The sequence below is a fragment of the Prevotella intermedia ATCC 25611 = DSM 20706 genome (assembly GCF_001953955.1).
GTDB classification, from domain to species: domain Bacteria; phylum Bacteroidota; class Bacteroidia; order Bacteroidales; family Bacteroidaceae; genus Prevotella; species Prevotella intermedia.
Map to the genome: position 1 here is coordinate 664,082 of NZ_CP019300.1, position 13,336 is coordinate 677,417.

The following is a 13,336-nucleotide window of genomic DNA, read 5'->3' on the forward strand; positions in this document are numbered from 1 at the left end:
TTGGAGAACCCATCTTCAACCTCAAACAACGACACGAATGAAACGTAAAATATTAGGTTTTTTGCTTTTGTTGCTTGCTGTTTCGGCGCACGCACAAAAACAACGTTTCTTCAATCTTACGGTTGAAGATGTTACGATAGACTCTTTGCTTCCGCATTTCACCTATGCCATTCCTATCGGCGAAAACTATGCGGACTCCATTTATCAGTTGGAAATACGCTATCCGGAGTTTCTTGATATGAACGCCACAGATGTTGCGCGTTACAATGCCTTGTCGGGTGCACCGCTTCTGACTTTACCCGAGATTCAACAACAAATGGTGGTGGAACGCAAGAAAGGTATTCTTGAGTTCTCGCTTGTGCCCATTGTGGAGCGCAATGGCAAGAAACAGTTCTTGGTTAGCTTTATGATTGCGCTTACTTCAAAGCCTCGTGATGCCCGCCAAGTTCGTGCCCGTCACGCCGCATCAGCCGAAAATACACAGCTTTATGCTGCCCATTCCGTGCTGTCATCGGGCAGATGGGCTAAAATCCGTGTGCCTGCTAATGGCATCTACAATCTTACTGCCGATGTCGTGCGCCGTGCTGGCTTCTCTGATTTGAGCAAAGTGCGTATCTATGGATATGGTGGTCATCTGCAAAACGAAAAAATATCGTCGGCTTATTTGAAGGAGTTTGACGATTTAAAGGAAGTTCCAAGCTGCCTTATTGGTGGCAAACGCCTCTTTTACGGTCGTGGACCAGTAAGTTGGGAAAGCAATACGGCATTGGTACGCACTCGTAATCACTATTCCGACTATGGTTATTACTTCATTACCGAAAGCACGGAAGCTCCCTTGACGATAGATGCTGCTGCCTTTCTCGCATCGGTTTATCCAATGGCTGACGACTATCATAGCCTGCACGAAATAGAGAATTACAGTTGGTTTCCAGGTGGACGGCGTTTCTTCGAGAATACTCCTATCCCCGTTGGGAAGTCGCATACCTACACTTTAGCCAATGTTGCGAAAGCCGCCAACGGTACGCTTGCTGTCGGAGTATCGGCTGGAAAGGGACGAACAACCGTGCAAATAGAAGTGAATGGCGAGAAGAAAGAAGAGCTGAGAATGTCTACTGGCGAGTTTGACTTTGGTGCAGAGGTGGAGAGAAAATACGCACTGACAGGGTTGCGCGATGTAGATTCCATTAAGATAACCACGCTTTCAGGAGGTCCTGCACGCTTGGATTATGTGTCAATGACCTACGACACGCCTCGTTCTGCCCCGAATTTGGCAGAAGGAACCTTCCCTGTTCCAGAATACGTGCATAACATTACCAACCAAGACTTGCACAGCCACACCCCCGTAGACCTTGTTATTATCATTCCAACCAGTCAGAAACTGCTGAAGCAAGCACAACGTTTGGCAACTTTCCACGAACAACACGACGGAATGAAAGTACGCATTGTGCCTGCCGACGAAATATTCAACGAGTTCTCGAGTGGTACTCCCGACGCCATGGCGTATCGCCGTTATATGAAAATGCTATACGACCGTGCTACCACCGAAGCCGAAATACCGAAGTCGCTCTTGCTCTTTGGCGACTGCGTGTGGGACAATCGTATGGTAACACCTGAATGTAGGAATTTCAATGTTAATGATTACCTGCTCGCTTATGAAAGCAACAACTCTTTCAGCTTGACCGATTGCTATATAAACGATGGCTGGTACACGCTTATGGACGAAGGTGAAGGTGTTAATCCTACCAATATCGACAAGGAAGACATCGGTGTTGGGCGATTCCCAGTTACCACGGTTGTCGATGCACAGACCGTAGTAGACAAGACTATCAACTACGCAAGTAACAAGAATGCTGGCGATTGGCAGAACGTTATTATGTTTATGGGCGACGACGGAAACAACAATCTCCATATGAAAGACGTCAATGAAACAGCTGACACCATCATGACGGCCTATCCAAACTATTTGGTAAAGAAAGTTATGTGGGACGCTTATACCCGCATTGGTACCTCTACGGGCTTTACATATCCCGAAGTAAGCTCTGTCATAAAGCAGCAACAGGCACAAGGTGCGCTCATTATGGATTATGCTGGGCATGGTTCTGAAATACAAATATCGCACGAAACCGTTTTACGCATTACCGATTTTCAAAACTTTACCAATGCCAATCTTCCGCTTTGGATAACTGCCAGTTGCGACATTATGCCTTTCGATGGAACTATAGCAACTATTGGAGAAGAGGCTATGTTGAACAAGAAGGGTGGCTCGGTGGCTTTCTGGGGAACTACCCGAACCGTGTATGCAAGTTATAACAAACGCATAAATACTGCCTTTATGAAGCATGTGCTGAGTTTTAAAGATGGTAAACCCATCTCACTCGGCGAAGCACAACGCTTGGCGAAGATAGATATGATAGATACAAAGGACGATACTACATACAACAAGCTACAATATTCCTTGTTGGGCGACCCTGCCTTGTCGCTTAACCTGCCGACCCTGGACGTTGTTATCGACTCTATTAATGGCATAGCACTGAATAATGAAAACCAAATAACGTTGAAAGGAGGTTCTATTGCGACAGTGAAAGGACATATAGAGAAGGCTTCTGAAAAGGTGAAGAACTTCAATGGACTGATGTCGGCAACCGTTCGCGACACCCGAGAACTGATAACTTGCAAGGGCCAAGAGGAGACTTCGGAAAAGCCTTTTACTTATTACGACCGCCAAAAAGTGCTGTACAATGGTTCCGACAGTGTTCGCAATGGAGAGTTTACTTTTACTTTTGCCGTTCCTCGCGACCTTAATTATGCCAACGGTACTGGTCTTATAAATGTCTATGCAGTAAGCAACGACCATACTTTATTGGCGAATGGCGCAGAAGACAGGTTCAATATTAATGGCTCAGAGCAGGTGAGCAACGACTCCATAGGGCCTTCCATCTATTGTTACCTCAACACGCCAGCGTTTGTAAACGGTGGAAAAGTGAACTGCACACCTTATTTTATAGCACAAATTACCGATGCCAATGGTATCAATGCGGCAGGCAATGGAGTTGGACACGATATGCAACTTATCATCGATGGCGATATGATGCGCACCTACAACCTTAACGATAACTTCCGATTTGATTTCGGTAGCTATACGAAAGGTTCCACTTACTTCAGCATTCCTGAACTGTCAGAGGGTCGCCATCAGTTGAAATTCCGTGTTTGGGACATTCTCAACAATCCTTCTACAGCCACTCTCGACTTCACGGTAGACAAGGGAATGGCTCCTGACATAGAAGATGTGAGCTGCACGAACAATCCTGCCAAGACCGAAACAACGTTCATTGTAACCCACAATTATGTTGGTTCCAATGTCGATGTAGAGTTGGAAGTGCTTGATATGTTGGGTCGTTTGTTGTGGCGACACAGCGAAAGTGGAGTATCAACGGGCAACGCTTACACCAAGAATTGGGACTTAACCATGAATTTGGGTGCACGCTTACAAACAGGTGTTTACCTCTATCGTGTTCGTTTAAGCTCTGGCGGTGCCGTAAAAGAGTCGAAAGCAAAGAAACTCATCATTATAAACAATAAATAAGCCCTTCTGTACGTTTGTGTTTCAATGAGGTTCTTAAGCAATTGGCTTCGGACTATTACGCAAACAAACAGAAAAGAATACAGAAAGAATGAATAATACTTATAGAATATTAAGCCTGTTCTTGCTTACACTGGTTGCTGCTGCAGCGATGGCGCAAGACAAGAAAGATATTTTCAATCCAGTAAACCACGCCGTTACGTCGCAGATGATAGCACCCGATGCCCGTGCAGCAGGTATGGGAGACGTGGGTGTTGCCACCGACCCTGACGTGAATTCGCAGTTCTGGAACCCAGCAAAATATCCGTTTACTATCTCTCGTGCCGGTGTATCCTTGAACTATACGCCTTGGTTACGTCAGCTGGTAAGCGATATGGACTTGGCTTATCTCTCGGGCTATTACCGCATTGGCGATTACAGTGCCGTGTCTGGTTCGCTTCGTTACTTCTCTTTAGGTGAAGTGCAAGCGGGTGGTAGCACCGACGGTTCGGCTGCCTTGACCATTAAGCCTTACGAACTTTCTGCCGACATAGCCTATTCGCTGATGTTGAGCGAAACGTTCTCGTTAGGTGCTGCCGTACGTTGGATATACTCTGACCTTACCTACACTTTCACAGAAGAAACAACACCGGGTTCTGCTTTCGGAGCCGACATCTCTGCCTACTATCAGAATTACATCAATATGGGCAGCCGCGAGTGTCAGTTGGGCTTAGGTTTGAACATCTCTAACATAGGTTCAAAAATTACGTTTGGTGGCGATAACCGTTCCGAATTTATCCCTACCAACTTGCGTTTGGGTGCATCGCTGATGATTCCTGTCGATGAATTCAACCGCTTCACCATCTCTGCCGATGCCAACAAACTGCTTGTTCCTACCTATCCAAAGCGTAAAACCGACGAGTCGGAAGTAGATTATCAAGAGCGTTTGCAGAAGGAATACTACGACATATCGTCTATTTCGGGTATCTTCAAGAGTTTAAGCGATGCCCCAGGCGGAGCAAAAGAAGAGCTTCAGGAGGTAAACTGGAGCCTTGGAGCGGAATACGTGTATAACGATAAGTTCGCTCTTCGTGCCGGTTACCACCACGAAAGCGAGAACAAAGGCAACCGCAAGTACTTCACGGTGGGTGCTGGCTTCAAGATGAGTGTATTCTCGCTCGATGCAGGCTATGTTATTGCAACGGCAAAGAGCAACCCGCTCGACCAGACTTTGCGTTTCTCTTTGACGTTCGATATGGACGGACTGAAGGATTTGTTTAATAGAAGATAGTCGCAGTAGCGAACAAACAGTTTCTCACAAATTCCTTGAAGATGATAAGAGTAGGAATGGGCTACGATGTCCATAAACTTGTAGAAGGGCGTTCTCTCTATTTGGGAGGTATAAAGATAGGCCACACGCTCGGTTTGCTTGGGCATAGCGATGCCGATGTGTTGCTGCATGCAGTTTGCGATGCCTTATTGGGTGCAGCCAATATGCGCGACATAGGCTACCATTTCCCCGATACGGCTGACGAAACTTTGGATATGGACTCTAAGGTGATACTTCGCAAAACCGTAGAACTGATAGCAACAAAGGGTTATCGTGTAGGAAATATAGATGCAACGGTATGTGCCGAGCGTCCGAAGATAAATCCACACATACCTGCAATGAAGGCTTGTATGGCTGAAATCATCGGTTGCGACGAAGACGATATATCCATCAAAGCCACGACCTCCGAACGAATGGGGTTTGTAGGTAGAGAAGAAGGTATGGCAGCTTACGCTGTCTGCTTGATAGAAAAAGGGTAAACTTCTGAACTTAAAAGAAGTTTACCCTTTTTCTATGTCTTCAAATTCGAGCCGTTTTCTATGTGTTGGTATGGCGTGTATCCTTCTTCCGTGAGTCGGTATTTGGGCGTTTGCTTTTCGTTTTCTTGCTGAAGACAAACACCGAAATTCGCCCTTGTTTTGTAAAGATAATTTCGTTAAAAAGTGGCAATTGCGTTTTGACGTTGCGAAAGCGGCTGTTTTGCGATGCAAAACAGCCGCTTTTACCGTGCAAAACCTACGCTTTTGGAATGCAAAACAATAGGTTTTGTAAAGCGTTGATATATAGGTTGTTATGTAATAGCTATGCTTGCGAAAAATATTTACACGGTTTTCGTCTTTTTTCCGTGTATAAAGCAAGTTGTCTTTGCTTGATTTTTGTATTGTTCCGCAACATACGATGCACGTTTGAAGCAGAACTTGCTGCATATACATTGTAAACAGAACAAATGTGTTCTAAAACTTCTTTTTGTTTACTATTTTTGCTGAATAATCATCAATTTGTTGTTTATTCAATCTTTTATCGTTACCTTTGCAATGCAATTTGGTTCGCAACAGCGATTAATAGGGAATTAGGTGAAAAACCTAAACAGTCCAGCTGCTGTAAGTTGTCATTGTAGACACAAACATATACCACTGAGCAAAGGGCTTGGGAAGGGGTTTGTGGTCAGACAATAAGTCAGAATACCTGCCATTGCAATACTTCTATAAGGCTTCTATGGGATAGGTTGAGAAGTAGAATAATTGAAGTTTAAATAAGATTAGACATTGCCAGTTTTTAGTATTTGCTTATGGCTTATACAAGAAAACTGTAGTTTTTGGCTATGTGCGAGAGTGCAATCTGCCAATAACTAAACAGGAAACTATAAACAAGAGGAATTAAATTTTTATATTAACAAATTATATTTATGAACACAAAACTACTATTGGTGTCGTTATCAATGGCGCTGTCGGCTATCTCTATGCCTGTAATGGCGCAGGGAACGCCTACGGAGGTCAATATTTCGGACACCAAACAAACGATTACTGTTGGCGACAATGGTATCAACTTCTATGATGAGGGTGGACCTACGGGGCCAACAACACCTCGAGAGGGCGAAGTTAAGCGAGTTAGCGAAATTACATTCGTGCCAGAAAACCCTGCTAAAAAGGTTATGGTTAATTTCACTAAAATGGACATCTTTCTCTCTTCTTTAGGAGAAAAGAACAGTCAATTCGTAAAGGTTTACAGCGGAAAAGAAGCAAAGAAGGATAACTTGCTGAAATCTTTTACAAGAAATCAAATTGGTATTGTTAAGTCTATTGCCGACGATGGTGCACTTACAATAGTATTCGAAAACGATTATGCGACGGCAAAACCAGGCTGGGAGGCTACTGTTTCTCAGTTTACACCGCAACAAATGACAGTAAGCGGCTTCGATGTGAAGCAGTTTAGCGAAGGAACAGTATGTGCCGACGATAAAGGACAGCAGATTCTCAGCTTTAATATTAAGGCTACAGAAACGCTGAATCCGCTTACAACTATAAGTTTTAAGTTTAAAACCAATGGCACACAGGCACAAATTGCTCATGCAACACTTTATTCTACAAGAATGTCAGATGCATTCTCGTCTGGCAAGAAGATAGGCGAAGTAGATGTAAATAGCGATGAATTTGAGATTGCCACAGAGGCTACAAAGCTCTTTGAAGGCGATAACTGGTTCTGGCTTACTTACGATATCAGCGAGATGGCTGAAGACGGGAAGAAAGTTGATGCGGCTCTTGTAAGTGCAACACTTAGCGATGGTGCACACGAAGTTGCAAACGGAAACCCAAGCGGCGACAGAACCATCAAGAATGTTGTAGAGTTTGTGCAAGGTAACAATACAAAGAAAGTAAATAATAAACTTACTTTCAAAACGAAGAATGCGAATAAATACTCTACTCGTTACGAGGCTTCAACAGAAGAACGTACAATGACTTTCTTGCCTACCCATGCAGGAAAGAAGATAATGATAAACTTCTCACGTTTCGACATTGTGTATTCTAAGCATGAGAACATAGGCGTTCGTGCTAAGTTTGCAGTTTATAGTGGTCGTGATAAAAGCGGACAGCTTCTTTGGAAACTTGACAATGCCGATGCTGCAAAGGTTGGTCCTAAGAAGATATTGCGTTCAACTGCCGACGATGGTGCATTGACAGTTGTCTTTAACCCTGAAACTTATGCATCGGCTTATACTGGTGATGGATTCGAGGCTGAAGTTGCAGAATACGAAAGTAAACCTCTTGCATTTAAGGAAGCTGTTGTAAAACAACTTTCTAAAGATGTTGCAGCAGCAGGTGCTACCGATTTGGACATTATCAGCTTCAACGTTAAGGCGGAAGGCGATAAGGGTGCGCTCAACTTAAAGGGCATTACACTCGACCTTAAGGCTTCTAAGAAAGCTATCAGCAAGATTACAGTGCTGGGCAAAGCCGAAACAGAAGAAGCTACAAGCACTGCCAAGGCAGTTGCTACCGTAACCGAATTTGGTGCGAACAATACACTCGACATTCAGTTTACCGAACCACTTGCGCTCGTAGAGGGCGACAACTGGTTGCGTGTACGCTACGATGTGAAAGACGATGCAGAGGCAGAAAGTAAGCTCGATGCTGCACTTACTGCACTCGACTTTGGCGATAAGAAGCAGAATATAGACAATGGCGACCCTGAAGGCGAACGCATTATAAAGCATATTGTTGTGCTTCAGAAGGGTGAGAATAAAACAAAGACAATCTCTGACGGCGGTTCTGTGATGTTCTACGACGACGGTGGTGCCGACGGAGATGAGTCTAAGAACTTCGACGGTACGATTACTTTTGCGCCTGCAAGCCAAGGTTATGGTATCAAACTTGTTGCCAAGGAATGGCATGTAGCTGGCAGAAGCAAGATGTATATCTATTATGGTGGCGAAAAGAAGGACAAGGCTGACATGGAATATGGCAGAACCCCTGAACTTAAGGAACTCATTACAAAGTCGCCAGACGGTAAAATCACTGTAAACTATAAGACTACAACTTATGCTGGCAAGGGTTTTGCAATCGAAGTAAGCAGCGTTAAACTATCTGAACTTGCCGTTGCTTCTGTTAAGACAGAAAGTGTTGTAGCCGAAAAGAGTATGAAGGGTGCTACCGACCTTGCTATGATGCGTGTCGATGTTGAGACTGCGGGCGACTACGGTACGATAGACGTTAAGAATTTCACCGTAACAGCGACCGAAGGAGCAATCGTTAAGAACGTAAAAGTTTATGCTACAGGTCAGGAGAAGGTATTTTCGCCAGTGAATCTCTTCGGTCAAACTACCACAAGTCCTTATGAAGTGAAGGGTAACTATACAATGAACGACCGTGGTACATACCACTTCTGGATTGCTTACGACCTTTCTACCACTGCAAACGAAGGCGACAAGGCTTCTGCCGCACTCGCTTCAATCACAACAAACATTAAGACTGAAACTCCTGCAGCTAACGTTACTGCTACTACAACCATCGAGAAAGGTATAAGCGGAACGTTGGAAGTTGGTGCAGATAAGGAGTATAAAACCATTCAGAAGGCTGTCGATGCATTGAAGACAGGCATCGACGGTCCTGTAACTATCAGCATTCAGCCAGGCGTTTATAAGGAGAATGTGCTTGTACCTGCTATTCCTGGTATGTCTGAAAACAACACATTGCTCATTACTTCATCTACTGGCAAGTCTTCTGACGTTAAGTTACACAACAATGACTTCAGTCTTGGCTACACTGGCGACAAGTTAGCAAGAGAGTATGGCGTATTCACTTTCGATGGTGCAACTTATACAACGCTTCGCGGTATTGAAGTAACAATCGATGGAAGTACGAAGTATCCATCAGTAGTACACGTTCGTAATATGAGCCGTAACGTAACTGTTGAAGACTGTTACATTCACGCCAAGATGAGTTCTAATATTTCTGATGGCATCACACTCGTAAATATGTATTCGCTTAGCGAGCCTAACAAGAACAACGACCACTTCACATTGAAGGGTTCAACCCTTGAAGGTGGACGACAAGGTATTAAGTTAGGTGGTACCTCTACGGTAGCATTGCCAAAAGAAAGAGGCGGTAAGATATTGAACAATATCTTCAAGAACAATGGCACACATGCTATTTATGTTACCAAAGAAGACGATGCGCAAATCATTGGCAACACCATTATCAATACAGAAGCCGACAAAAATGATTTCAGAGCGATTGATATAACTGCCAACGGACAGGTTAAGATAGAGCAGAACAAGATTAACTTGAAGACAAAGAATTATTCAGGTGCTATCAGTGTTCGTGTTATTGCAGCCGATGCAGCTGCTCCTGCAACGATTGTAAACAACTCTATCATCAACGATTCTGATAATGACAGCTCTTATGGCCTACAGATTGGTGGAACAGAAACTGCAAATGTAAACATTGCACACAACACCGTTGTCTTCCGTGGTAAGGCGAAAGGTAGCAAGCCTGTTCAGCTTTCAACTGATTTGAGCAACATTGTTGTTACTCAGAACATCATTCAGAACGAGGCAGGTGGCTACGTTTACTTCCTCACAGGCAAGAACTCACCCGATGCCATTAAGTTCTTGAAGAATAATCTCTATACAACGGGAGAATCGTTTGCCATAAAGACAGGAACCAAGTATGCGACCTTTAACGATTGGAAAGCCGTTTCTAACGAAGCAGACAGCTACAACGAGGAAGTTAAGTTCTTGGACGCAGAGGTGCTTGAGCCAAAAGAAGTTGGCCATTTGGTAAATACCGTATTGCTCGATTATGTTACAAAGGACATCAACAACAAGCAACGCAATGCCGACCACCCAACTATGGGTGCTTACGAATTCTCTGAAGAAGTAGTAATACCTAAGTCGGTAGAGGGCTATCCTGAAGTTGTGAACATTACCGACAACTCTGCTGATGTGAAAATAAAGGCTGACGAAAACGGTAAGGCTTATATCCTTGTGAAGAAAGAAGCTGACGCTGCTCCAACAGTAGAAGAAGTTGAGAAAGACGGTATCAGCATTTCTATCAGCAAAGACACTGAAGTTGTACAGACTATCAAGGACTTGACAAAGGACGAAACCTACATTGCATACATTGTTTACGAAGGTACACGTGGTGGCAAGAGCAAGGTTGAGGCTACCAAACCATTCAAGGTTGTGAAGCCAACACCAATACCAGAGCCTGTAGTTACTGCAGAAAACATTACGATAGAAGCAGGACAACCAGCTAATCTTACAGCAACCGTAACCAGTGGAACTGAACCTTACACCATAACGTGGTACAATGGCAAGCGTCAGAAAGTAGAAACCAACGTTGTTCCTACCGAGTGCGACCAGTTCACCGTAGAGGTTGTAGACAAGAATGGTAAGACTGCAAGTGCTGTTTGCGATGTTATTGTAAAGGGTGAGGCTGTAACTGCAACGCTCGAAAACCTTTTCTTGGATAATGAGAGCCATTGGAATGGTGCAAAAGGCAACGGTTACTTCCTCAGCGGTTCTTATAAATTCCATAACGGAGCACAGCCTCAGTATAACTTCTACTACGATTGTATGTATTCTAACGAGACTGCTACCACATACAGCGGTTTGCAAGACCAATGGCGCAACATCGTTGGCAAGGGCTACGACAACTCTGAAAACTATGGTATCTCTTATCCACAAAAGGGTACGATTGACGTAATGAACAAGGAAAACGGCGACAATATTCGTGGTTTCTACGTTACAAATACCGCTTGGGTATACGATGCTGTCAAGAAAGGCGATGGAATGTCAGACGTTGCTGGTGGTTTCCAAAAGGGCGACTACTTCAAGCTTATCATAAAGGGTAAGAAGGCTGACAATACAGAAAGTCAGGTAGAATACTACCTTGCCGACTATCGTGCAGAGAATGAAGCCGACCACTACGTTCTTGATACGTGGCAATGGGTAGACCTTAGCTCGTTGGGCGAAGTGAAATCAGTATCGTTCGGTATGGAAGGTACGAAGAAGAACAATTGGGGTCTTACTACACCAGCTTACTTTGCCTTCGATAACTTCAACGGCGTACGCAACGAAAAGGCAGGTGCAGCAGTAGCAGCACAAGGTCAAACCATCGACATCTCGTCTAACTTTACACCTGATGGCAGCAAGGCTACGATGAAATATGCTATCGTAGAACTCGTTCCAAGCACCGTTAAGGCAAAGGTTAGCATCGACGAAGCAACAGGTGAGCTCAGCATCAAGGGTGAAACCAGCGAGGAGTTCGAAATCGTTGTAAGTATGACACAGGCTGGTAAGACACAGTATGTGCGCATTCCTGTAACCTTCGCTACTGGCATTAACGTACTTGCCGAAGGTTCTAACGATGCTGTTATCAGTATTCAGAACGGCGACATCGTTGTGAACGGTGCAGCAAGCGACTACACCGTAGAGGTTTACTCTACATCGGGTATGTTGGTAGGCAAGGCGAACGGAACCGCTAACAGCGCAGTTCGCATACCAAGCACTGCCAAGGGCTTGTATATTGTCAAGGTTGTTATGGGCAACCAGAAGATTACAAAGAGCGTTCTTGTAAAGTAATACAAGAATATTAGAATAGAAGAAACCGTGTGTCAGCAATGGCACACGGTTTCTTTGTTTATACAGAAGCGTTGTCGTATCAGCATCGCAGTCTATTGGTAGCAGGATTGTCTGAAGGCAAAACTTTCTATCCGTCCTGCTCAATTTGTCCCTTTCAGAACCGTTTTATGGAGGAACGACAGCTATAAAAGGTGTAAATATTTTTCACAAGGATAACTATTGCGTAACATCTTCATTATCAACGCCTTGTGAAACCTATTGTTTTGCGTTCCAAAAGCGGCTGTTTTGCACGGTAAAAGCGTAGGTTTTGCATCGCAAAAGAGCCGCTTTCGCAATGCCAAATCGAAATTACCATTTTTCAAAGAAATAATCTTTACAAAATAGAGGCATTTTTTCGGTTTTCCTCTTCCATAAAAAGAAGCAGGTAATCTTTCTCCACACGAAGTTTCTACTACTCGTTATATCTTCTTTTTCAGTTGTTGGAAGCGTTGCTGGCAGCGTTTCTTGTAGTTGTAATGAAAAATGTGTTTCTCTATTTTTCGGAAGTTATACATAAACGAGAAACGCAGTTTGTCGATGAAAGATGGTGTTCTGTCAGCGTAAATGGAGCGTGGAATGCGCACGAAATAAAGGTCGGCAATGGTATCGAACGCCGAAAACTGACGGTGTTTGCGCTCGAACAGCCACACTTCGGAGTAGAAGCGGTTAGCCGAAATAACGTTGGGTTGGAAGTCGGGCAACTGTCGAATGTGTGCCGATGTTGCCCACCAGAAACTGCCCGAATACATTGTGTAGTTGCGAGGAGGCCAGCGATAGCAGCTGTAAGTGTCGAAACCGTTCGATAAAGCGTTTACAGCCACGTGCCATTTATCGAACACAAAGTATTCCAACATCTCGCGCCACGCCTCTATTTTCTGTTGGAAGGCACGGAAAAGGCGGTCGTCAGACACCAACGACTGATAGGAAATGCCTTTTGAATGGAAGTAATATACAAGGCAGTCTTTGCGTTGGCTGAGTTCCTTGATAAACTGCAGGGCAGGGTATTCGTACTTCTGTGGGTTGGTAGAGAAGGCTATGAGTTCTACTTTCTCGCTGTCAATCAGTTGTTTTAGTGCATCAACCTTAGCTTCGTCGGCTGCAATACAGCTGATAAAAAGCTTTTCGGTCGCTGCCAACAGTCCGCTGTTTTTCAGGTTCTCTATTTGCTTTCGTGCCAATTTCTCCCACCCAGTGTCCAACATAATGTGGTAAACGCCATAAATGGGGAGGTGCTTTTGCGGTGCAACGTCCCATTGTTGTAGGTCTTTTCGTTCGTAGACGTGAAAGAGCGACTGGCTGATTCGGTGGAGAATATTGGCAGACATAG

Annotated in this window: 6 protein-coding genes and 1 riboswitch; of the genes, 5 read left to right on the plus strand and 1 reads right to left on the minus strand. The window is 44.3% G+C overall.

Going from position 1 to position 13,336, the window contains the following annotated elements; genetic code table 11:
* The first annotated feature begins 37 nt into the window (after positions 1–37).
* The 5 genes from porU to BWX39_RS12095 all read left to right on the plus strand — a co-directional run bounded on the left by porU (position 38) and on the right by BWX39_RS12095 (position 12,158).
* A complete protein-coding gene (porU, locus tag BWX39_RS02775; RefSeq protein WP_028906331.1) occupies positions 38–3,583 on the plus strand; it encodes a type IX secretion system sortase PorU in 3,546 nt (1,181 codons plus the stop codon).
* Between the two features lie 88 nt (positions 3,584–3,671).
* On the plus strand, positions 3,672–4,850 hold the full coding sequence (gene porV, locus BWX39_RS02780; RefSeq protein ID WP_028906332.1) for a type IX secretion system outer membrane channel protein PorV: 1,179 nt from the start codon (positions 3,672–3,674) through the stop codon (positions 4,848–4,850).
* A 41-nt stretch (positions 4,851–4,891) separates the two neighbouring features.
* Complete coding sequence (gene ispF, locus BWX39_RS02785) at positions 4,892–5,368, plus strand: 2-C-methyl-D-erythritol 2,4-cyclodiphosphate synthase (protein ID WP_028906333.1); 477 nt, start codon at positions 4,892–4,894, stop codon at positions 5,366–5,368.
* 544 nt (positions 5,369–5,912) lie between these two features.
* Positions 5,913–6,096: riboswitch (cobalamin riboswitch) on the plus strand.
* Between the two features lie 198 nt (positions 6,097–6,294).
* Complete coding sequence (locus BWX39_RS02795) at positions 6,295–11,970, plus strand: DUF4465 domain-containing protein (protein ID WP_028906334.1); 5,676 nt, start codon at positions 6,295–6,297, stop codon at positions 11,968–11,970.
* A gap of 38 nt (positions 11,971–12,008) precedes the next feature.
* Complete coding sequence (locus tag BWX39_RS12095; RefSeq protein ID WP_154650397.1) at positions 12,009–12,158, plus strand: hypothetical protein; 150 nt, start codon at positions 12,009–12,011, stop codon at positions 12,156–12,158.
* Positions 12,159–12,428: 270 nt separating this feature from the next.
* Here BWX39_RS12095 and BWX39_RS02805 read toward each other — a convergent pair whose 3' ends face one another.
* The gene (locus BWX39_RS02805) at positions 12,429–13,334 is read right to left on the minus strand and encodes a hypothetical protein (protein WP_028906335.1); all 906 of its coding nucleotides are present in this window, start codon (positions 13,332–13,334) and stop codon (positions 12,429–12,431) included.
* Positions 13,335–13,336: the final 2 nt, after the last annotated feature.

Bases quoted from the DNA above. Each gene is read 5' to 3' on its own strand.
- porV (WP_028906332.1), top strand. From the start codon at position 3,672: ATGAATAATACTTATAGAATATTAAGCCTGTTCTTGCTTACACTGGTT.
- ispF (WP_028906333.1), top strand. From the start codon at position 4,892: ATGATAAGAGTAGGAATGGGCTACGATGTCCATAAACTTGTAGAAGGG.
- BWX39_RS02805 (WP_028906335.1), bottom strand. From the start codon at position 13,334: ATGTCTGCCAATATTCTCCACCGAATCAGCCAGTCGCTCTTTCACGTC.
- porU (WP_028906331.1), top strand. From the start codon at position 38: ATGAAACGTAAAATATTAGGTTTTTTGCTTTTGTTGCTTGCTGTTTCG.
- BWX39_RS02795 (WP_028906334.1), top strand. From the start codon at position 6,295: ATGAACACAAAACTACTATTGGTGTCGTTATCAATGGCGCTGTCGGCT.
- BWX39_RS12095 (WP_154650397.1), top strand. From the start codon at position 12,009: ATGGCACACGGTTTCTTTGTTTATACAGAAGCGTTGTCGTATCAGCAT.